Below are 21,669 nucleotides of genomic sequence, written 5' to 3'. Positions count from 1 at the left end.
GGACCGCACAGATTTACGTCAGCACTTCAAGCAGGCGATCCAGACCGCCACTGTTGATGGCAACCTGAGCCTGCGCACGCACGGCCGGTTTGGCGTGGTAGGCCACCGAGAGGCCGGCAGCCCCCATCATGGGCAGGTCATTGGCGCCATCGCCCATGGCAATGCACTGCGCGGGTTCTATGCCAAGCAGCGAGGCCACTTCCAGCAGGGTGCGGCGTTTCTCCGCGCCATCACAGATCTCGCCCCAGCTCTGCTGCACCAGCCCGCCGGTCAGCACCCCACAATTCGGGCCGGATGCAATCTCCAGCACATTGGAGCGGGTGTAGTCGATGCCCAGCAGCCCGCGCACGTGCTCGGCAAAGTGGGTGAAACCGCCGCTCACCAGCAAGACTTTCAGCCCCGCCTGTTTGCAGGCGGTTACCAACTCGGTGGCACCCGGGTTTAGACGAAGGCGCTCACGCTTCACGGCTTCCAGGTCTGCCACTGTCACGCCCTTGAGAAGCGCCACCCGGCGGCGCAGGCTGTCTTTGAAGTCGGTGATTTCTCCGCGCATGGCCGCCTCGGTAATGGCAGCCACTTCGGCCTTGCGACCTACCGCGTCGGCAATCTCGTCAATGCACTCGATGTTGATCAGCGTGGAGTCCATGTCGAAGGCAATGAGCTTGTAATCGCTCAGGCGCAGGGCGGCAGGCAGGTTTTGGACGACGAGGCCGGGAGAGGGTTCTTGGGACATGGGCAAAGGCAAGGGAGTTCGAAAACCGGGATTACCGCAGCGCGTTGGCCTGTACCAGTTCCTTGTGGCGCGCATTGATGGTGGTGACGGCTTTGTGTCCGTTGTTCCAATGGCTCAGAAAGATCTCGCTGTCTTTGGTGAAGCGATGGCCAATGCGGATCGAGTAGGACTTGAACATCCAGCTGAACAGGGATTGGAAGAACACCGCCTCGTCCAGATCACGCCACTTCACGCCGGACACACCTTTGGTCCAGGGCAGGATGCCGGAGGACCTCCAGACACCGACGTCGTCCATGTACAGCTGGTGACTTTTGATGGATAAAAATCGGAGGACGATGAAGATCAGTGACAGTGCGCCGATCAACAGGCCACCAAAGATGTTGGCATACCCAAACACGGCCACGAGGGCCATCAAAATGAGGGCGAGAATCCCCGTCCCAATGTAGGCCGTCCACGATTTGCCGCCCAGGCTGTGCACATTGGTAGCAGCGGTGATTGCGTTGTCTTGATCCATAGGCTCCCCGTTAAAAGTTGTGTCGAAAATGTAGCCGGAAAATAGCGGATTTTGAGAGGGGCTTCGCGTTAGGGTGTGGACTTCGCAGCCGCCGCTGCTTCCACCACCGGCTGGCCCAGGCTCTTGAGGATGTCGCGCACCATCTGCGCACGGTCCTTCACTTCCAGCAGTTCGCGCTCAATGCGCAGTTTTTCGTTGCCGGCCAGCTTGATGTGCTTGTTCTTCTGGATCAGGCCGATGATCTTCATCGGGTCAATCGGCGGGTCTTTCTTGAAGGTGATGGTGATCACGCCGGGCGCGGCGTCCACCTTCACCACGCCATAAGGCTTGGCAATCACGCGCAGGCGGTGCACATCGATCAGGGTTTGCGCCTGGGCGGGCAGCTTGCCAAATCGGTCCACGATTTCTTCAAGCAGCCCGTCCACCTGGTCCGTGTTCTTGGCAGTCGCCAGCTTTTTGTAGAACGAGAGGCGCAGGTGCACATCGCCGCAGTAGTCATCGGGCAGCAGCGCCGGGGCATGCAGGTTGATCTCGGTGGTGACGTTGAGCGGGCTGAGCAGGTCGGGCTCGATACCCGCCTTGAGGCAGCGCACGGCCTCACTCAACATCTCGTTATAGAGCTGGAAGCCCACTTCCAGCATATTGCCGCTCTGGTTCTCGCCCAGCACCTCGCCGGCACCGCGAATCTCCAGGTCGTGCATGGCTAGGTAGAAGCCGCTGCCCAGTTCTTCCATGGCCTGTATGGCGTCCAGCCGCTGCTGGGCCTGCTTGGTCAGGCCTTCGATGTCGGGCACCATCAGGTACGCATAGGCTTGGTGGTGGCTGCGACCCACGCGGCCACGCAGCTGGTGCAGCTGGGCCAGCCCGAACTTGTCAGCGCGGCTCATCACGATGGTGTTGGCGGTAGGCACGTCAATGCCGGTTTCGATGATGGTGGAGCAGAGCAGCAGGTTGTAGCGTTGGGCGATGAAGTCGCGCATCACCGCTTCCAGCTGCCGCTCAGGCATCTGGCCGTGGGCCACGGCAATGCGGGCCTCGGGCAGCAACTCTTCGAGCTTCTGGCGCCGGTTCTCGATGGTCTCCACCTCGTTGTGCAGAAAATAGACCTGGCCGCCCCGTTTGAGTTCGCGTAGCACGGCTTCGCGGATCACGCCGTTGCCCTCCGACCGCACAAACGTCTTGATGGCGAGGCGGCGCTGCGGTGCGGTGGCAATCACGCTCAGGTCGCGCAGCCCTTCCAGCGCCATACCCAGCGTGCGCGGAATGGGGGTGGCCGTCAGCGTCAGCACATCCACCTCAGCGCGCAGGGCCTTCATCTGCTCCTTGTGGCGCACGCCAAAGCGGTGCTCCTCGTCAATGATCAGTAAGCCCAGGTTGGCGAACTTGGTGTCCTGGCTCAGCAGCTTGTGCGTGCCCACCACAATGTCCACCGTGCCATCAGCCACACCCTTGAGCGCCGTGGTGATTTCCTTGCCACTGCGAAAGCGGCTCATCTCGGCAATCTTCACGGGCCATTTGCCAAAGCGGTCCACCAGCGTCTGGTAGTGCTGCTCGGCCAGTAGCGTGGTAGGTGCCAAAAACGCCACCTGTTTGCCACCGGTAACCGCCACAAAGGCCGCGCGCAACGCGACTTCGGTTTTGCCAAAGCCCACGTCGCCGCAGACCAGGCGGTCCATGGGGCGGGGGCTGATCATGTCCTGGATGACGCAGTGGATAGCGGCCTTCTGGTCGGCGGTTTCCTCAAAGCCAAAGTCGTTGGCAAAGGTTTCGTAATCGCCGGGGCTGTAGCGGAAGGCATGGCCTTCGCGTGCAGCGCGGCGGGCATAGATGTTGAGCAGCTCGGCCGCACTGTCACGCACCTGTTCAGCGGCCTTGCGTTTGGCTTTCTCCCACTGGCCACTGCCCAGGCGGTGCAACGGGGCCTCGTCGGCGCTCACGCCGGTGTAGCGGCTGATGAGTTGCAACTGGCTCACGGGCACATAGAGCGTGGCCTTGTCGGCGTACTCCAGGTGCAAAAACTCTTGCAGCTCAGGTTCGCCCTGGGCATTCTTGTTGCCCATGTCCATGTTGATCAGGCCGCAGTAGCGCCCAATGCCGTGCGAGCTGTGCACCACGGGGTCGCCCACATTGAGCTCGCTCAGGTCCTTGATCAGCGCTTCCACATCGCTGACCTGTTCCTGTTTTTTGCGGCGGCGGGTGGTGGGGCCCGAGGCAAACAGCTCGGTCTCGGTGACCAGGTCAATGCCGCTTTCCAGCCAGCTGAAACCGACCGTCAGTCCGGCGGTGGCAATACCAAACTTCTCGTCGCTGGCCTGGAACTCGTGCAGCGAATCAAAGGCAGGGGGCGAGATGCCGCTGGCGCGCAAAAAGTCCAGCAGGCTTTCGCGTCGGCCATCGCTTTCGGCCAGCACCAGCACGCGGTGCTGGGTGTTGCGGGCGTGGGTCTTCAGGCGTGCCAGTGGGTCTTCGGTGCCGCGCTCAACGGAAAGCGTGGGCAGGCCGGCAAACTCGACGAAGGCATCGCCTTCACCGGGTGCACGAATCGCCAACTGGGCGTGGGCGTTGGCCCGGGCATAAAACTGCTCGGTGCCCAAGAACAGGGCTTCGGGCGGCAGCACGGGGCGCTCGGGGTCGCCCTGCACCAGGCGGTAGCGGTCCTTGGTGTCTTGCCAGAAACGCTGGAAGGCGGGTTCCAGGTCACCGTGCAGCACCACGGTGGCGTCTGCGCCTACATAGTCAAACACGGTGGCCGTGTCGTCAAAGAACAGCGGCAGGTAGTACTCGATACCGGCCGTGGCCACGCCGCTGCCGATGTCTTTGTAGATGCGGCTCTTGGTCGGGTCGCCGTCCAGTAGTTCTCGCCAGCGGCTGCGAAATTTGGCGCGCGCCTCGTCGTCCATGGGGAATTCGCGACCCGGCAGCAGGCGCACTTCGGGCACGGGGTACAGGCTGCGCTGGCTGTCGGGGTCGAAGGTGCGGATGCTGTCGATCTCGTCGTCAAACAGGTCCACCCGGTAGGGCACGGCGCTGCCCATGGGAAACAGGTCAATCAGCCCGCCGCGCACCGCGTATTCACCGGGACTCACCACCTGCGTCACATGGCTGTAGCCGGCCAGCGTGAGCTGGGCTTTGAGGCGGGCTTCGTCCAGCTTTTGTTTGACCTTGAATTCGAAGGTGTAGCCGGCCAAAAAGCTGGGTGGTGCCAGTCGGTACAGCGCCGTGGTGGCGGGGACGATGACCACATCGGCACCGGTCTCCTTGTCGCGCTGGCTGATGCGCCACAGGGTGGCTAGGCGCTCGCTGATCAGGTCTTGGTGCGGCGAAAACGTGTCGTAGGGCAGGGTTTCCCAGTCGGGAAACAGTGCGCAACGCAGCGTGGGGGCGAAAAAGGCAATTTCTTCCAGCAGGCGCTGGGCGTCACTGGCGTTGGCCGTGACCACGGTCATGGGCAGGCCGGCGGCTTTTTCACGTTCGCCCAGGCGGGCCAGGAGCAGGGCGTCGGCAGAACCGGCAGGGCGGGGCAGGGTAAAGCGTTTGCCGCTGGTGAGTTTTGGTAAATCCATAACGGGTATCGAATGCGGCAAAAAATGCAGAACACCCCCAAACGAATGTGTTGGGGGTGTGAAAAAGCCTGGCAGGTACTAGCTGTGGGTATTTTAAGGGCGGTTCACTATCCCAGCACCGAGGGAGAGAAGCTGGTAGTGCCCTGGCCTGGGACGCTCAGCGCCATATCCAGCAGCGCAGCGGAGGTCATGGGTCTGGCGAACAGGTAGCCCTGCATTTCGTCACAACCCAGTTCCAGCAGAATATCCCGCTGGGCCTCTGTCTCCACGCCTTCCGCCACCACGCTCAGGCCCAGGGCGTGTGCCAGTTTGATGACGGCATCCACAATGGCGCGCGCGTCCACGCTGTCGTCGATATCGAGAATGAAGCTGCGGTCGATCTTGAGTTGCTTGGCCGGCAATTGGCGCAGGTAGCTCAGGCTGGAATAGCCGGTGCCGAAGTCGTCAATCGACAGCAGCACGCCTAGGCGGCTGAGTGCATCGAACGCGGTCTGTGTGGCCTGGATGTCTTCCATGGCCACCGACTCGGTGATCTCGCACAGCAGGCGCTCGGGCGGAATGCCGTGGCGAGTCAGGGCCGCTGCAATGCGTTCGCCCAGGCTTTCCTGGCGCAGTTGGTGGACCGACAAATTGATGGCCACAGCGATGGTCAGCCCCGAGCCTTGCCAGGCTTGCATTTGCCGGCAGGCTTCGTTGATGACCCAATCGCCCAGAGCGTTGATCAGGCCGTAGCGCTCAGCAATCGGAATGAAGACTTGCGGCCCCACAGCGCCACGCTGCGGGTGCTGCCAGCGCAACAGGGCTTCCACACCGCGGATCTTGCCGCGTCGACTTTCCACTTTGGGTTGGTAGTGCAGGGAGATCTCACCCCGGGCCAGTGCCTGGCTCAGGTCGGCGTGCAGGCTGACCTCGCCATGGTTGCTGGCATCCATGTGGGCTTCAAACAGCGCGTAGTTGCGGCCGCCCATGCGCTTGGCGGCATACATGGCGGCATCGGCGTGCACCAGCAGTTTTTCGCTCTGCGCGTGGTCGGGGCACAGCGCAATGCCGATGGAGGTGCCTAGTTGCATGGAGCTGCCGTCAATCTCGAACGGGGTGGCGAACATGTCGATCACACGCTGGGCCAGTGCCACGGCATCGGCGGCGCTGCCCAGGTCTTCCAGTAGCAGTACGAATTCATCGCCACCAATCCGTGCCACAGTGTCGGCCTCGCGGGCGCATTGCAGCAGCCGTTGCGCCACGCCCTTGAGCACCTTGTCGCCAGTGGCGTGGCCAAACGTGTCGTTGATGGGCTTAAAACCATCCAGGTCGACAAACAGTACGGCGATGCGCTGCAGGTTGCCCGAAAGGTGCTTGTCCTGGCGCTCGAAGCGGCTCACTGCGTGCCGCAGCCGGTCTTCCAGCAGCAGGCGGTTGGGTAGGCCGGTCAGCGCATCGGTGAAGGCATGGTGCTGCAGCTCCTGGTTGGCTTTTTGCAGCTCGGCGTTGGTGGACTGCAGCCGGTCGGAGAGTCTGGATGTTTTGCTCTGCATGCGCGCATCCAGGATGGAGGTAACCATGGTCATGCTCAACAGCATTAGGGTGCCCAGGATGACAAACACCCCCAGTTCGGGCCCCGCCAGTGCGCCCACACTGAGGCAAACGGAGCCCACCGGAAACTGCGCTGCCGCCATACCGGTGTAGTGCATGCCCGTGATTGCCACGCCCATCACCACGGCAGCCGCCAGTTGGTAAGCCCACAGGTGCCGGCTGTTGACTTTTCGCAGCCAGAAGAAGATTAGCAGTGCCACGGCCGATGCGGTGACGGCAATCAGGGCAGAGGCCGCCACCAGCCACCATTTCCAGACGATGCCGGGCGCCATGTCCAGCGCTGCCATGCCGATGTAATGCATGGCACAAATGCCGGCGCCCATGAGCAGGGCGCTGTTGACCAGCCGTGGCCGGCTGAGCTGGCCCCGGTTGGCTGCGCCCAGGGCAATCGCCGACACCACGACCGCCGCGACCCAAGACAGAAAGGTCTGCATTCCCCGGTAGCCCAGTTCAATGGGCAGGGCAAACGCAAACATGCCCACGAAGTGCATGGACCAGATGCCGGTACCCATGGTCAGCGCACCACCAAACCACCAGAAGCGCGCCAGCGTCTTGTCTGGGGAGCGCATGCGCTTGGCCAGTTCCAGCGTCACAAAGGACGCAAAACACCCGATCAGCAGCGACAGGACAACGGTGGTGGGTTCGTATTGGGGGGCGAGAAACGGCATGGGCTCACTTGATATGATGCGTCGCAGTGACGGTTTGCGTCCATTTTTTCACCTGCGTGGGTGAATCTCTGCCCTGTAAACGGATAGGGAAATTTTGCCAGAGAACGATAGTGACCATGCAGCAGTCCCCAGCCCCGCGTTTTTTTGTGCTCATTCCCTGTGCGGGCAATGGCAGTCGATCGGGCGCCGCCGGCCCCAAGCAGTACCAAGCCATCGCCGGTAAGCCCATGGTGCTGCACACGCTAGCGGCCTTCACGGCGGTGCCCCGGTTGGCGGGCACGCTGGTGGTGGTGAGCGAGGGTGATACGTTTTTCGCGCAGCAAGATGCTATGGTTTTGGTAGCTGCTTGCGGAGGATCTACGAGGGCTCAGACCGTATTCAATGGTCTTACTGCCTTGCTGGCGCAGGGCGCGGGGGCTGATGACTGGGTACTCGTCCATGACGCCGCACGCTGCCTCGTCACACCCGCGCAGATCAATGCCCTGATCGATGCCTGCCAGCACGACCCCGTGGGTGGCTTGCTGGCGCTGAAGCTGCCGGACACGCTGAAGCAGGAGCAGGGCGGCCGCGTGGCCCGCACCGTAGACCGGGCTGACAAGTGGCTGGCCCAGACACCGCAGATGTTCCGCCTGGGGGCGTTGCAAGAAGCTTTGCAGACCGCGGGCGACGCCGTGACCGACGAATCCAGCGCCATGGAGTTCATGGGCCTGCAGCCACGCTTGGTGGAGGGCAGCGCCCAAAATTTCAAGGTCACGTATCCGCAGGACTTTGCGCTGGCCCAGGCCGTGCTGGCTGCCCGTACACCGGAGTAAACCGCCATGCACGCCTTCGCCGCCCTGCTGGACACCCTCATCGCCACACCCGAGGCGCGCAAGCCCGGCGTAGAGCAGATGATTTTGGACACCTTCCAGCGCCGCAAGGCGGTGCTGGCGTTGGACATGAGCGGCTTCACACTGACAGTGCGGCGCGACGGCATCCTGGCCTACCTGTGCCAGATCCGCCGCATGCACAAGATCACCCGGCCGCTGGTGCTGGCCCACCGCGGCGAGGTGGTGAAGAACGAGGCCGACAATCTGCTGGCGGTGTTTGACGAGGTGGCCGATGCCGTAGCTGCGGCCTTGGCGATGGTGAACGCGGCGGTGGTGGAGGGCCAGGCACCGCTGCTGGCGTTCAGCGTGGGCATTGATGTGGGCGATATTTTGTTGCTGGAGCAGGTGGACTGCTTTGGTGACGCCGTCAATCTGGCCTACAAGCTGGGCGAAGACATTGCCCGCCCGGGCGAGGTGCTGGTGACCCAGCGTGTGCGCGAGCAGCTGACAAACACGGCCGGACTGGGGTTCCAGTCCATGCAAGTTTCCATTTCTGGCATGGAGGTCACCACGTTTGCCGTGACCCCGGCCCCCTGACACAGGAACCTGACACCATGAATGTTCGAATCGGTGAAGGCTGGGACACCCACCAACTGGTGGAGGGACGCAAGCTCATGCTGGGGGGGGTGGAGGTGCCGCACAGCAAGGGGCTGCTGGGCCATTCCGACGCCGATGTGTTGCTGCACGCCATCACCGATGCGCTGCTGGGTGCTGCCGCGCTGGGCGACATTGGCAAGCATTTCCCGGACACCGATGCGCAGTACAAGGGCGCGGACTCGGCCGTTCTGCTGGCCAAAGTGGCGGCGGATATCCGCGCGCTGGGCTATACGCTGGGCAATCTGGACAGCACCATCATTGCCCAGGCGCCCAAGCTGGCGCCCTACATCGTTCCTATGCGCGAGCGCATAGCTGCCGTGCTGGGTGTGGACGTGGGGCAGGTGAATGTGAAAGCTAAGACGGCCGAAAAAATGGGGCCAGTGGGCGAGGGGCGGGCCATGGAGGCCCGCGCCGTCGTGCTCTTGTTCAAAGCCGCGTAGCGCGCTGCAGACGGATTTGGGCTGACAGGCCTCCGGTGCTGGAGTTGCCCAGCTTGAAGGTGCCGCCCATGCGCTGGATGGTTTTGTCCACAATCGCCAGACCCAAGCCCGCACCATTGGCCGCGGTACGCGCAGCCTCACCGCGGTAAAACGGCTGGGTCAGCTGGTGCAACTGCTCTTCCGCCACGCCAATGCCGTGGTCGCGCACCTTGATCAGCACCCATTTGTCACGCGCGATGGCTGCGATGTCGATCATGGCGATGCCGGTGTTGACCGACTTGCCGTAACGCCGGGCGTTCTCCAGCAGGTTGGACAGCACCCGGCCCAACTCCACCTCATCGGCCAGCACCAGCAGGTCCTCTTCCATGTCGATCTTGATGCGCACGTCGGGCAGCTTCTGTAACGAATACGCACAGGTCTCGACCACATCACCCAGCACCACGGGGGCCAGCGCCACCCGGTCTGGGCGGGCGTAGTCCAGAAACTTGTCGATGATGGCGTCGAGCTGGCTGATGTCTGCGGCCATGTGGGCGCGGGCACTTTCATCGGCCACACTCATCTCGGTTTCCAGGCGCAGGCGCGCCAGCGGCGTGCGCAGGTCATGGGAGATGCCGGCCAACATCACGGCCCGGTCTTGTTCTACCTTGGCCAGCTTCTGGGCCATGCGATTGAAGCCGATATTCACCTCGCGGATCTCGCTGGTGTTGACATGCTCGTCCAGCTGGCTGGCGCTGAAGTTGCCTTCGCGCACGCGGCTGGCCGCAAACGACAGCTCCTTCAGCGGGCGATTGATCAGCCTGGCAATCAGCGCGGCACCAGCCAGTGACAGGGCCGCGGCTACAAACAGCCAGATCATCCAGGTGGTACTCCCGGCAGGGGCAAACCGACTCTGGTCGGCCTGCAGCCAGTAGTCATCACCATCAATCATGAAGCTGACCCATATGCCCATCTGGCCATTCACCTGGCTGGCTACGACGGTGCTTCTGCCCAGGCGCTCGGCCAGGTCCTGTGCCACGCGGCGACTCAGGGTGTCGCTGTCGAGCAGGCTGAACTCGTCGTTGGGCTCGCGCGGCACGATGCGCAGGCCTTCTTCGTCCTTCATGGTTTTGATCAGCGAGACGCGGGCAATCGCATCGGCGTGGATCAGCGCCGCGCGGCTCAGGTTGACCTGGGAGGCCAGTTGCTGGGAGGTCTGTAGCGCGCGGGGCTCGAACTCCAGCGAACGCAGCGTCTGCAGCCAGGCCAGAATGCTGCCCAGCAGCAAAATTGCCAGCAGAAAGAAGGTGCGCCAGAACAGGCTGAGCCGCGCAAACGGCCAGTGGATGGCGGTGGGTTCGTCTGCAGACAGCGCCGCGACGGCGCTGGGGTCAAAGTCGGGGGGATTGGTTTGTGACACTGCTTACCGGAGGGTTCAAACTGCTTCGTCAGGCACAAACACATAGCCCACGCCCCATACCGTCTGGATGAAACGCGGGGTGGTGGGGTCGCTTTCGACCAGTTTGCGCAGGCGCGACACCTGCACATCCAGGCTGCGGTCAAAAGGCTCAAACTCGCGGCCCCGGGAAAGCTGCGCCAGCTTTTCGCGCGACAGTGGAATGCGCGGGTGACGCACCAGGGCCTTGAGCATGGCGAATTCGCCGGTGGTCAGGGCCAGTTCCTGGCCACTCTTGCTCAGAGTGCGGGCACCCAGGTCGAACACAAAGGCACCGAATTTCACCACCTCGTTGTCGCTGGACGGAGCGCCGGGGGCCTCGGTCACCGGGCGGCGACGCAGCACGGCGTGGATGCGGGCCAGCAGTTCGCGCGGGTTGAACGGCTTGCCCAGGTAGTCATCGGCGCCCACCTCCAGGCCCACAATGCGGTCAATGTCCTCACCCTTGGCGGTCAGCATGATGATGGGCGTCAGGTCGTTGGCGGCGCGCAGGCGGCGGCAGATGGACAAGCCGTCTTCGCCAGGCATCATCAGGTCCAGCACGATCAGGTCGGCGGTTTCGCGCAGCATGATGCGGGTCAGCGACTTGCCATCTTCGGCAATCAGCACATCAAAGCCTTCCTGCGTCAGGTAACGGCGCAGCAGATCCCGAATGCGAGCATCGTCATCAACCACCAAGATCTTGTTGGGGCGGGTTCCGGCAGGTTGCATGGGACTCATTCCTTTTCTGAATTTGTAACAAAGCCGATTTTGCGCGGCTTAGCAGGCCCCTATCGGGGTCTACCCGCATGGGTTGACACTATGTTACAAATAAGCAACTGGCGTGCGCAGGGTCGGCTTTCACAATGTCAGCAGCGGTCCTTGGTCGCACGTTAACCAACCATGTCTCATTCCAAAGTCTTTTTGCTGCTGTGTGCGTTTCCCCTGCTGGTGGCAGCCGGGCCGGGCCACAGTGCGCCCGCGGCGAATGAGGGCGCGACGCAACGCCGCGCCGAATTGCGCGAAGCCCTGCAGCGCCGCAACGTGCCTGTGCAAGACAGCGCAGCGCCAGTCAGCAGCGAACGCCAGCTGACCGTGGAAGAGCGCGCCGAGCTGCGCCGCCAGCTCCGCGCCCAGCAAAAAAGCCCCTAAATCCCCCGCCAACAGGCCCCCAAAGTAGGGCACCGCAAACCGGCATACCCACGCCATAATGCCCTGAACAATACTTATGGAGTATTCAGTTTGGTGCGTCGTTGCTTACCGGGCGGGAGGTTTGTCATATGGTGCTAGAGCTGGTCAAGGGCGTTGTCCTTCTGCTGGCGCTGAGCCTGTTGCATAGCCTGAACATTCGCGCATTGCGCGGGCGGGAGCGATTGAGCCAAATTTCCAGTGGGGTGCTGTTTGGCGGCATTTGCGTCATCGGAATGATGATGCCGCTGGTGATCACTACCGGAATCATCTTCGACGCCCGCTCCGTAGTGATCAGCATGGCCAGCCTGTTCGGCGGGCCTGTGACCGGAACCATTGCTGCCCTCATTGCAGGTGGCTACCGCTGGTACCTGGGCGGTGTGGGTGCCAATGTAGGCACGATGGTGGTGCTCATCAGCTATGCGATGGGTCTGGCCTACTACTACGGTTGCCGGGCGGGCTGGGCGAACCTGGGCTGGCCCACGTTGCTGGGCTTTGGCCTGCTCGTGCACCTGGTGGAAGTCAGCCTGTTTTTTCAACTTCCGCCGGATGTGGGGGCCAAGGTGATTGCCGCCGTGGGCATGCCCCTGCTGTTGGTGTTTACCCCGGCCAGTCTCTTGATGGGCCTGATCCTCAAGGACGTGAGTTCTCGCTTTGAAACGGAAATAGCGCTGGACACCCACCAAGCCCGCCTGCAGGCCACGGTGCACGCCATCCCGGACCTGCTGTTTTTGTTGGACGAGGACGGAAAATTTGTCGAGGTTTTGTCCAGCCGCAGCAATTTGCGGGTCACGCGCGGCGACTCTTTGCTCGGGCGGAAGCTGCACGATGTGCTGCCGGCGGCCGAGGCTGACCGCCTGTTAGACCAAGTGCTCAAAACCCTCGAGTCGCAGGCCACCCAGATGTTCGAATATGAAATTCAAACCCACCGGGGCATGCGACGCTTTGAAGGCCGAACCCATCCGTTGGCCGAGCGGCTGGACAAGCGCCGCGCCGTGGTGCTGCTAGCCCGCGATGTGACGGAACGCTCTGCCGCGCAGGATGAGCTGCGGGCATCTGAGGCCCGCTTTCGCGACCTGCTGCAAAACCTGCCCTCCGTGGCCGTGCAGGGCTACACGCCAGATGGCACCATCACATATTGGAATCACGCGTCAGAACGCCTGTACGGCTACACGACAGCGGAGGCCGTAGGGCGCAACCTGTTTGAGACGATTGTTCCAAACGCGCTGCGCAACCCCATGCGGGAAGCGCTGCAGGAAATGGCCAGCTCGGGTGAGGTCATCGTTCCCGAAGAGCTGGTCTTGATGCACAAAAACGGCAAAGACGTGCCCGTGTTCTCCAGCCATGCGGCGGTACACAACCCGGCCGAGCAGGCCGAGTTCTTCCGGTTTGACATTGATTTGGCCGACCGCAAGCGCACCGAGGAAGAGCTGCGCGTGGCAGCCACAGCGTTTGAGGCGCAGGAGGGCATGCTGGTCACCAATGCCCGGCGCGAGATCTTGCGGGTGAACCAGGCATTCACCCGCATCAGCGGCTACGAAGACCATGAGGTGATTGGCAAGACGCCCACCTTGTTCAGCTCCGGCTGGCATGACAACGCGTTTTATGCCGAGATGAACGACAAGCTGGCGCGCGACGGCACCTGGCAAGGCGAGCTGTGGAACCGGCGCAAAAATGGGGAGGTGTACCCGCAATGGATGCACATCACCGCGGTGACCGATGAGAGCAAGCAGCTGACCCACTATGTAGCCACGGTCACCGACATTACCCAGCGCAAGGCCGCGGAAGACCAGATTCGCCAGCTCGCGTTTTACGATCCACTGACCGGCCTGCCCAACCGACGCATGCTGATGGACCGCTTGCAGCATGCGCTGGCCGGTAGCGCGCGCAGCGGAGCCTGTGGGGCCCTGTTGTTTATTGACCTGGATCACTTCAAGACCCTGAACGACACCCTCGGGCACGACAAGGGTGACTTGCTGTTGCAGCAAGTGGCGCAGCGGCTGATGGAAACGGTGCGCGAAGAAGACACCGTGGCCCGGCTGGGCGGCGACGAATATGTGGTGATGCTGGAAGGGCTGGACGCCGTGCGCGAAGTGGCCGCCGCCCAGGCCACGGCCGTGGGTGAAAAACTGATTGCGGTGCTGAATGCACCCTTTGGCCTTGCTGGCCATGAGTACCACAGCACGCCCAGCATGGGCTTGGCCCTGTACTGCGGCCATGAGGTAGGCATTGACGAGCTGCTCAAACAGGCTGACCTGGCCATGTACCAGGCTAAGAACGCGGGGCGCAACGGCCTGCGTTTTTTTGACCCCCTGATGCAGGCGGCCGTATCGCAGCGCGCAGAGCTGGAGGCCGACATTCGCCAAGGCATTTTGTATGGGCAGTTTTTGCTGCATTACCAGCCGCAGGTGAATGCGCAGGGCAGGGTGCTCGGGGCCGAGGCCTTGCTGCGTTGGCACCATCCGGTGCGTGGGCTGGTGTCTCCGGCGTCGTTTATTCCGGTGGCTGAAGAGAGCGGGCAGATCTTGACGCTGGGCAGTTGGGTGCTGGAAACGGCCTGCGCCCAGTTGGTGGAATGGGCCAAAGACCCGCTGACCGAGCCGCTGGCGCTGGCCGTCAACGTGAGTTCGCGCCAGTTCCGCCAGCAGGATTTTGCCGACCACATCCTGGCCATGCTGGACTACACCGGGGCTAACCCGCGGCGGCTCAAGTTGGAGCTGACCGAGAGCCTGCTGGTGGACAACGTGGACGACGTGATTGCCAAGATGACTGCGCTGCGGGCCCGGGGCGTTGGCTTCTCTCTGGACGACTTTGGCACCGGCTATTCCTCGCTGTCCTACCTCAAGCGCTTGCCGCTGGACCAGCTGAAAATCGACCAATCGTTTGTGCAGGACGTGCTGACCGATCCCAACGATGCAGCCATTGCCCGGACCATCGTGGCCCTGGGCAACAGCCTGGGCCTGGCGGTGATCGCCGAGGGAGTGGAGACCGCTGCCCAGCGGGATTTTTTAGCCAGCAACGGGTGCAACGCCTACCAGGGCTACTACTTCAGTCGGCCGCTGCCGGTGGACGTGTTTGAAGCCTACCTGAGCGCACAAGTCTGAGCACCAGACACCATGGGTCTGTCAACCAACACCCTGGACCAACACCACCGCCGCGTGCGGCGCATGTTGTTCACCGGGGCGGCGTTGATGGTGAGCATTGGCGCGGTCTGGTCCGTGTTCTTTGTAATGCGGGGTGTCTGGCCCATTGTGGCGATTGAGCTGGGTATGTTGTCGCTGGGGGTGGCCGTGGCCTACCTCACGGTGAAGCAGCGTACCCGCCTGGCATTTGCGCTGATGGTGGTCGGCATTTACGCCATGCTGTGCGTGTTTTCTTTGGTCTTTGACATCCCCGATTCGGTCGCGCCGCGCTCCACCCACCACTACTTTTTGGTGCTGGCGCTGGCCTCCATGCTGGTGCTGCGCGACGAAGCGCCCTGGATTCGGAATGCCGTGGTGGGCGTTTTGTTTCTCACCTACGTGGCCGTGGCCAGCACGGTGTGGGGCCTGTCCACGCCCTACCGTATTCCCGATGACATCCGCATCTCAGGCACCTGGACCAACACTGCGTTTGCCATGCTGGGCTTGTATGCACTGGTGCACATCATGGTGTCCGATGTCGCAGAGTCCAGTCGGCTGGAAATAGACATGCGCAAGGGCATCACCCGGGAAGAGTTTTTTCTGGTCTACCAGGCTCAGGTGACGTCGGAAGGACGAGTTCTGGGGGCCGAGGCGCTGTTGCGCTGGAAGCACCCGCAGCAGGGGCTGGTCAGCCCCGGCGAGTTCATTGACCTGGCGGAGCAAACCGGGCTGATACTGCCGCTGGGGGCCTGGGTGCTGCGCACCGCGTGCATCCAGTTGGTGACCTGGTCGCAGATGCCGGAGCTGGCCCCGCTCAACCTGTCGGTCAATGTCAGCGCGCGCCAGTTTCACCAAAAGGACTTTGTGGACCAAGTGCAGGCGGTACTGCAGCGCACGGGCGCCAACCCACAGCGGCTCAAGCTGGAGCTGACAGAAAGCATGCTGGTGCAAGACATGGACGACATCATGCACAAGATGGAGGCCTTGCGCGCTATCGGGGTCAGCTTCTCCTTGGACGATTTTGGCACGGGCTATTCGTCGCTGAACTACCTCAAGCGCCTGCCGCTAGAGCAAATCAAGATCGACCAGTCCTTTGTGCGCGATGTGCTGACCGACCCGAATGACGCCGCCATTGCCCACACCATCATCACCCTGGGCAAGAGCCTGGGCTTTGCCGTGGTGGCCGAAGGGGTGGAGACCCAGGGGCAGCGGGACTTTCTGCTGGACCACGAGTGCCATATCTTCCAAGGCTATTTGTTCAGCAGGCCCATTCCCTTGCCCGAATTTGTCGCGTTTGTGCGTGCGGCGCAGTCGTCAACAGGGCTGGCCACCGGCTGACCGGTGTACTCGAAAAATGGGACTGGCGGTGCCATACTCCAGTATGTGTTTTGCCGACAGGGGCGCCGTCGTTGGGCCCCTTCAATAACAGCCAGAAGCTAGCGATATGCCTGATTCCCCCTCTTTTGCCCAGAGCCACCTGCCCGTCGCCGGGATGCTGTCAGTTGGCAGTGTGTTGGGGCGGTTTGAACTGCGCCAGGTGCTGGGGCAGGGCGCGCAGTCCACCGTGTGGCGGGCCTTTGACCCCCGCATGGAACGCGAAGTGGCCATCAAGGTGATGCGCCCGGGGGAGGGCTCTGACGAACAGGCGGTAGCCCATTGGCTGCAAGAGGCGCGCAGCGTCGGGCGCGTGACCCATCCCAATATTGTTCAGGTCTTTGAGGCGGATATCCACGCGCAGCAGCCCTATCTGGTGTTCGAGTACGTGGCGGGTCAGACACTGGAGCAGATCCTGCGCGAACGGGGGGCTCCACCCGTGCCGCAGTCGGTGGCCTGGATGATGGATGTGCTGGACGCTGTAGCCACGGCCCATGCGGCAGGCGTGGTGCACCGCGATCTCAAGCCCTCCAATGTGCTCATCGACAACGCCGGGCGTGCGAGGGTGATGGATTTTGGCATTGCTGCCCGCATTCGCGACAGCAGCAGCCCGGAGCCCGCGGTGGCGGGCGGCACGATTGGCTACCTATCACCGGAAGCGGCTGATGGTGCGCCACCATCCCCTTCCATGGATATTTTTTCGGCTGGCGTTGTGCTGGCCGAATTGCTAACCGGCAAGCGCCTGATCGACGAGGCCGACCCGTACCGCGCGGTCTACCGCGTAATGCACGAACAGCTGCTGCTGCCAGAAGACACCGTGCCGGGCGTGGACGACCGGTTGCGTGCCATCGTCAACCGCGCCTTGGCCCACGATGCACGCCAGCGTTTTGTGGGTGCACGGGTGTTCCAGTCCGAGCTGGAGCAGTGGACCCAGTCCACTGCGGGGAGTGTGACCGGTTCACCCAGTGCCACCACGAACAGCAGCGACACGCTGGACTTTCTGCTGCGGCGCATGCGCCACAAGAGCGACTTCCCGGCGATGTCCGATTCGGTGGTGCGCATCCAGAGCATGGCGGCGTCCGAGACGGAAAGCGTGGGCAGCGTCACCAATGAAATCCTGAAGGACGTGGCGCTCACCAACAAACTGCTGCGGCTGGTGAACAGCGCGCACTACGGGCGCAGTGGCACCATCAGCACGGTGTCGCGCGCGGTCACGCTGGTGGGCTTCAACGGTATCCGCAATATGGCGCTGAGCTTGGTGCTGCTGGAGCACATGCAGGACAAGGCCCATGCCGCGCAATTGAAAGAGGAGTTTTTGCGCTCGCTGCTGGCAGGCAGCATCGGTGGCGAGCTGTGCCCTGTGGTGCGCGAGAGCGAAGAGGCGTTCATTGGCGCCATGTTCCAGAATCTGGGGCGGTTGTTGGTGCTGTTTTACTTTCCCGAAGAGGCCTCCCGCGTGCGGGGCCTCATGCAGGACCCGCGCCGGCCCTTGTCCGAAATATCGGCGGCCATCAGCGTGTTGGGCCTGAGTTTTGAGGCGCTGGGCCTGGGTATTGCCAGGGCCTGGAGCCTGCCCGAAGACATCCAGCGCTGCATGCGCAAGCCGGCAGGCGAGCCACCGCAGCGCGCACCAGCCGACAGCAACGAGCGCGTGCGCTGGGTCGCCCTGGCGTCCAACGAAATGGCCGATGTGCTGCTGCACAGCGACCCGCAGGAGCGGGAGGCACGCTTGTCGCTGGTGACCCGCAAGTACATGGCCGCCATTGGCGTGAGCGCCAAGGAGGTGCTGGCAGCCACCAGCAAGGCGCGCCAGAAGCTGGTGGACCTGGCCGCGGCCATGGAAATCCGTGTCGCGCCGGGGTCTGCCGCGGCCAAGCTGCTCAAGCCGGCCGAGCCACCTGTGGAGATGTTGCGCCCGAGCACCCCCGAAGAATCACAGTTTGGCAGTCTGGAGCTGCAGGCCACACCCACGGCAGGGGCCGACCAAATGGCCTCGTTACGCGCGCGCCAAGTGGCCGAGACCTTGGCCGCAGGCATCCAGGACATCACCAATGCCATGGTGGAAGACTTCAAGCTTAGCGACGTGCTGCGCATGATTCTGGAGACAATGTTCCGTGCCATGGAGTTCGACCGCATTATCTTTTGTATGCGCGATTCCAAGACCGAGATGATGGTGGGCCGCTTTGGCCTCGGGCAGGGGGTGGAGCGCTGCGTCAAGGTGTTCAAGACCCACCTGAAAGCCGCCACGCCCGACCTGTTTGGGGTGGTCAGCGTCAAAGGCGCGGACACCATGATCAGCGATGCCTCGGAGGCCCGCATCGTGCAGCGCCTGCCCGACTGGTACCGCCTGCACATCAACGCGCCCACCTTCTTGCTGCTGCCGCTGCAGATCAAGGGCGCGCCGTTCGGCCTGATCTACGCCGACAAAACCGTGCGCGGTTCGCTGGAGTTGGATGACAAGGAGCTGGCCCTGCTGCGCACGCTGCGCAACCAGGCGGTGATGGCGTTCAAGCAGTCCAGCTAACGCTGCTGCCCATCTATTGCCCTTGTGACAGCGCGCCCCGCGCTGCACGGGGACAATAGGCCCATGACTTCTACATCGCCTCCAGCGGCCTCCGCGCCGCTGCCCAAAGTCCTGTGGCCCCTGCTGTTTGGCAACTTTGTCATTGGCACGGGTGTGATGGTGGTGCCGGGTACGCTCAATGACATCAGCACCTCCCTCAACATTTCGGTGGCCACCGCAGGGCAACTGATTGCCGCGGCTGCCGCGGTGATGTGCCTGGGCGCCCCGTTGCTAGCCAGTGTGGTGGCGGGCTGGGACCGGCGCCGCCTGCTGGCGCTGTCGCTGCTCTGGTACGCCGTGTTTCTGGGCTTGAGTGCGCTGATGCCCAGCTTTGGATCGTTGTTGGTGGTGCGCGTGCTCACCGTGATCTCCCCCGCCATCTTCACACCCCAGGCCGCGGCCTGCGTGGGGCTGTTGGTGGCGCCCGAGCAGCGTGGGCGCGCCATCACCTTTGTGTTTCTGGGCTGGTCGGTCGCATCTGTACTCGGCATGCCCATTGGCGCCTTCATTGGCGGTACGCTGGGCTGGCGCAGTGCGTTTATGGCCGTGGCGCTGCTGAGCGTGGTGAGCGCGGTCTGGGTGTGGCGCGCCATGCCCGATGGCATCAAGCCACCGGCCCTGTCGCGTGCGGCTTGGGGCTAGGCCCTGCGTTCCCCGGTGCTGATGCTGTCGGTGGCGGTCACGCTGCTGTACTCGGCGGGGCAGTTCGTGCTGTTTTCCTACTTCGCGCCGTACTTCAAGGTGATGCTGGCGATCACACCGCTGCAGCTGAGCCTGTTGTTCGCCTGGTTTGGGGCGTTTGGCCTGTTGGGCAACATTCTCATGTCGCGCCACATTGACCGCATGGGTGCCCCCGGCGCCGTGATGTGGGGCGTAGGCGCCATGGCGCTGAGTCTGGTGCTATGGCCGCTGGGGACCAACCTGGTGCTGGTGGCGCTGGTGTTGATTCCCTGGGCGCTGGGCTGCTTCTCGTCCAACTCGGCGCAGCAGGCGCGGCTGGTGGGCATTGCGCCGGCGCTGGCTTCGGGTTCTATCGCACTCAATAGCTCGGCCATGTATGCAGGCCAGGCGTTGGGCGCGGGCAGTGGTGGCTGGCTGATTGCCCATGACGGCATGGGCTCGCTGCACTGATTCGCGCTAGCAGGGCTGCTGGCCTCCATGGCCATGAGCTCGTGGGCCACCCGGCAGCGGCCCCATATCAGCCTCAGCCCCGTCGCGTAGGCGCTACAAAAATAGGAGCTGCTCGCGCAGTATCCATGGGGGCTAGAGGCCTAAAATACTCTCAAGCGCTCTTATTGGGCAGCCCAGCCGCCGTCCATGTTCCAGGCCACGCCGCGCACGTTGTCGCCCGCGGGCGAGCAGAAGAACACGGCCAGCGCGCCCAGCTCTTCAGGCGTGGTGAACTGTAGCGAGGGCTCTTTTTCGCCCAGCAGCTGCTTGGTGGCGTCGGCATTGCTGATGCCTTGGGCCGCCGCTTTGGCGTCCACCTGCTTTTGCACCAGGGGCGTGAGCACCCAGCCGGGGCAAATGGCGTTGCAGGTCACGCCGCTGGTGGCGTTTTCCAGTGCGGTCACCTTGGTCAGGCCCACCACGCCGTGCTTGGCTGCCACGTAGGCCGACTTTTCCGCCGAGCCCACCAGGCCATGGACAGATGCCACGTTGATGATGCGGCCCCAGTTTTTGGCCTGCATGCCGGGCAGGGCCAGGCGTGTGGCGTGGAAGGCGCTGCTCATGTTGATGGCGATGATGGCATCCCACTTCTCCACCGGGAAGTTCTCGACCCGCGCCACGTGCTGGATGCCGGCGTTGTTCACCAGAATGTCCACACCGCCAAAGGTGGCGGTGGCGTACTGCACCATGGCCTCGATCTCGGCGGGCTTGCTCATGTCGGCGCCGTGGTACCCCACTTGGGCGCCCAGCGCCGCAATTTCGGCCTTGGGCCCGTCCACATCGCCAAAGCCATTCAGCACGATGTTGGCACCCTGGGCGGCCAGCGCCTTGGCAATGCCCAAACCGATGCCGCTGGTGGATCCGGTAACGATGGCGGTTTTACCTTTCAACATGCTGCGTCCTTCCAAAAGAGTAGGGGGTTTCCATTAGGATGTGGTCATTATCAAACGAGTGATTGCACCATGGCTGACCCTACGCTGAACTACGTACCCTGCGCTGACGCCAACGGCGGGCACCGCATGGCGTACTGGCAGTGGGGCGCGCCTGATGCGGCCCACACCATCGTCTGTGCGCACGGCCTGTCGCGCCAGGGGCGCGACTTTGATGTGCTGGCCCAGGCCCTGCTGGCACGCAGCCCGCAGCCGCTGCGCGTGGTCTGCCCCGATGTGGTGGGCCGCGGCCAGAGCGACTGGCTCAAAGACCCCCAGGGTTACCAGCTGCCCAGCTACGCCGCCGACATGCTGGCCCTGCTGGCCCACCTGAAACCCGCCACGCTGGACTGGCTGGGCACCAGCATGGGCGGCCTGATTGGCATGGCGGTCTGCGCCCATGCGCAGGCTGTGGGCGCCACGGTGCGCCGTCTGGTGCTCAACGACGTGGGCCCCAGCATCCAGTGGGAGGCGCTGGCCCGCATTGGCACCTACCTGGGCAAGGCCCAAACCTTTGACACCCTGCAGCAGGCCGCCGACGCCATGTGGGCGATCTCGCAAAGCTTTGGCCCGCACACGCCGGCCCAGTGGCTGGAGCTGTCGCGCCACATGGTCAAGGCCACGCCCGACGGCCGCGTAGCCCTGCATTACGACCCGGCCATTGCCGTGCCCTTTGGCGCAGTGACGCAAGAGATCGCCGCGCAGGGCGAGGCCCAGCTCTGGCAGTTGTACGACAGCATTGCGGCGCACACGCTGTTGCTGCGTGGTGCCAACTCCGATTTGTTGTCACCTGCGACCGCGCAGGCCATGACCCAGCGCGGCCCCAAGGCGCGGCTGGTTGAATTTGCCGGTGTGGGCCATGCCCCCACCCTGATCGCGCCCGACCAGGTCGACGCGGTGGCTTCTTTTTTGCTGGGGTAACGTCCCCGGATGATGTG

At 63.1% G+C, this 21,669-nt stretch carries 17 protein-coding genes; 10 read left to right on the top strand and 7 right to left on the bottom strand.

All coding sequences use genetic code 11. The features are described 5' to 3' along the window. Positions 1-13: 13 nt before the first annotated feature. The 4 genes from serB to AC097R_RS12880 form a co-directional block, all read right to left on the bottom strand. On the bottom strand, positions 14-733 hold the full coding sequence (gene serB, locus AC097R_RS12895) for a phosphoserine phosphatase SerB (RefSeq protein ID WP_479598555.1): 720 nt from the start codon (positions 731-733) through the stop codon (positions 14-16). Positions 734-764: 31 nt separating this feature from the next. After that, positions 765-1,247: a hypothetical protein gene (locus AC097R_RS12890; protein WP_479598554.1), complete on the bottom strand. Its 483-nt coding sequence runs from the start codon at positions 1,245-1,247 to the stop codon at positions 765-767. A 68-nt stretch (positions 1,248-1,315) separates the two neighbouring features. Then, the gene (gene mfd, locus AC097R_RS12885) at positions 1,316-4,810 is read right to left on the bottom strand and encodes a transcription-repair coupling factor (protein WP_479598553.1); all 3,495 of its coding nucleotides are present in this window, start codon (positions 4,808-4,810) and stop codon (positions 1,316-1,318) included. Between the two features lie 107 nt (positions 4,811-4,917). After that, positions 4,918-7,068 carry a putative bifunctional diguanylate cyclase/phosphodiesterase gene (locus AC097R_RS12880; RefSeq protein WP_479598552.1) on the bottom strand — a complete coding sequence of 717 codons (2,151 nt, stop codon included), beginning with the start codon at positions 7,066-7,068 and terminating at the stop codon, positions 4,918-4,920. Between the two features lie 116 nt (positions 7,069-7,184). On the opposite strand from AC097R_RS12880, the gene ispD reads away from it, so the two are divergent. From ispD to ispF, 3 genes are read left to right on the top strand one after another with little or no spacing between them, the layout of a single operon-like run. Continuing rightward, on the top strand, positions 7,185-7,880 hold the full coding sequence (gene ispD, locus AC097R_RS12875; RefSeq protein WP_479598551.1) for a 2-C-methyl-D-erythritol 4-phosphate cytidylyltransferase: 696 nt from the start codon (positions 7,185-7,187) through the stop codon (positions 7,878-7,880). Between the two features lie 6 nt (positions 7,881-7,886). Beyond that, positions 7,887-8,474 (top strand): hypothetical protein, encoded by a 588-nt coding sequence (locus AC097R_RS12870; protein WP_479598550.1) that lies wholly within the window; start codon positions 7,887-7,889, stop codon positions 8,472-8,474. 17 nt (positions 8,475-8,491) lie between these two features. Then, complete coding sequence (gene ispF, locus AC097R_RS12865) at positions 8,492-8,974, top strand: 2-C-methyl-D-erythritol 2,4-cyclodiphosphate synthase (protein WP_479598549.1); 483 nt, start codon at positions 8,492-8,494, stop codon at positions 8,972-8,974. On the opposite strand, the gene AC097R_RS12860 is transcribed toward ispF, so the two are convergent. Together AC097R_RS12860 and ompR are read right to left on the bottom strand one after the other, a co-directional pair. Continuing rightward, positions 8,961-10,322 carry an ATP-binding protein gene (locus tag AC097R_RS12860; protein WP_479599548.1) on the bottom strand — a complete coding sequence of 454 codons (1,362 nt, stop codon included), beginning with the start codon at positions 10,320-10,322 and terminating at the stop codon, positions 8,961-8,963. The two genes, ispF and AC097R_RS12860, sit on opposite strands and share 14 nt — an antisense overlap. A gap of 63 nt (positions 10,323-10,385) precedes the next feature. Further along, positions 10,386-11,117, bottom strand: a complete 732-nt coding sequence (gene ompR / locus AC097R_RS12855; RefSeq protein ID WP_479598548.1) for an osmolarity response regulator transcription factor OmpR — start codon at positions 11,115-11,117, stop codon at positions 10,386-10,388. 171 nt (positions 11,118-11,288) lie between these two features. Between ompR and AC097R_RS12850 the strand changes: the two genes are divergently transcribed. From AC097R_RS12850 to AC097R_RS12825, 6 genes are all read left to right on the top strand, one after another. Next, positions 11,289-11,537 carry a hypothetical protein gene (locus AC097R_RS12850; RefSeq protein WP_479598547.1) on the top strand — a complete coding sequence of 83 codons (249 nt, stop codon included), beginning with the start codon at positions 11,289-11,291 and terminating at the stop codon, positions 11,535-11,537. 128 nt (positions 11,538-11,665) lie between these two features. Further along, on the top strand, positions 11,666-14,677 hold the full coding sequence (locus AC097R_RS12845; protein WP_479598546.1) for an EAL domain-containing protein: 3,012 nt from the start codon (positions 11,666-11,668) through the stop codon (positions 14,675-14,677). A gap of 12 nt (positions 14,678-14,689) precedes the next feature. Then, positions 14,690-16,033, top strand: coding sequence for a putative bifunctional diguanylate cyclase/phosphodiesterase (locus tag AC097R_RS12840; RefSeq protein ID WP_479598545.1), 1,344 nt, complete (start codon positions 14,690-14,692; stop codon positions 16,031-16,033). 106 nt (positions 16,034-16,139) lie between these two features. Next, on the top strand, positions 16,140-18,593 hold the full coding sequence (locus AC097R_RS12835; protein WP_479598544.1) for a protein kinase domain-containing protein: 2,454 nt from the start codon (positions 16,140-16,142) through the stop codon (positions 18,591-18,593). A 63-nt stretch (positions 18,594-18,656) separates the two neighbouring features. After that, entirely contained in the window at positions 18,657-19,274 is a 618-nt protein-coding gene (locus tag AC097R_RS12830; protein ID WP_479598543.1) for an MFS transporter, read from the top strand. 15 nt (positions 19,275-19,289) lie between these two features. Beyond that, positions 19,290-19,763: an MFS transporter gene (locus tag AC097R_RS12825; protein ID WP_479598542.1), complete on the top strand. Its 474-nt coding sequence runs from the start codon at positions 19,290-19,292 to the stop codon at positions 19,761-19,763. A 161-nt stretch (positions 19,764-19,924) separates the two neighbouring features. Here the strand turns inward: AC097R_RS12825 and AC097R_RS12820 are convergent, their stop codons facing one another. Further along, positions 19,925-20,695, bottom strand: a complete 771-nt coding sequence (locus AC097R_RS12820; protein ID WP_479598541.1) for a 3-hydroxybutyrate dehydrogenase — start codon at positions 20,693-20,695, stop codon at positions 19,925-19,927. A 69-nt stretch (positions 20,696-20,764) separates the two neighbouring features. On the opposite strand from AC097R_RS12820, the gene AC097R_RS12815 reads away from it, so the two are divergent. Further along, a complete protein-coding gene (locus tag AC097R_RS12815; RefSeq protein WP_479598540.1) occupies positions 20,765-21,652 on the top strand; it encodes an alpha/beta fold hydrolase in 888 nt (295 codons plus the stop codon). Positions 21,653-21,669 lie beyond the last annotated feature (17 nt).

It is taken from the genome of Rhodoferax sp. ZS1R25 (assembly GCF_056521335.1).
Note: the sequence above shows the minus strand (reverse complement) of the source record. Positions and strands in the feature narration are given on the sequence as shown.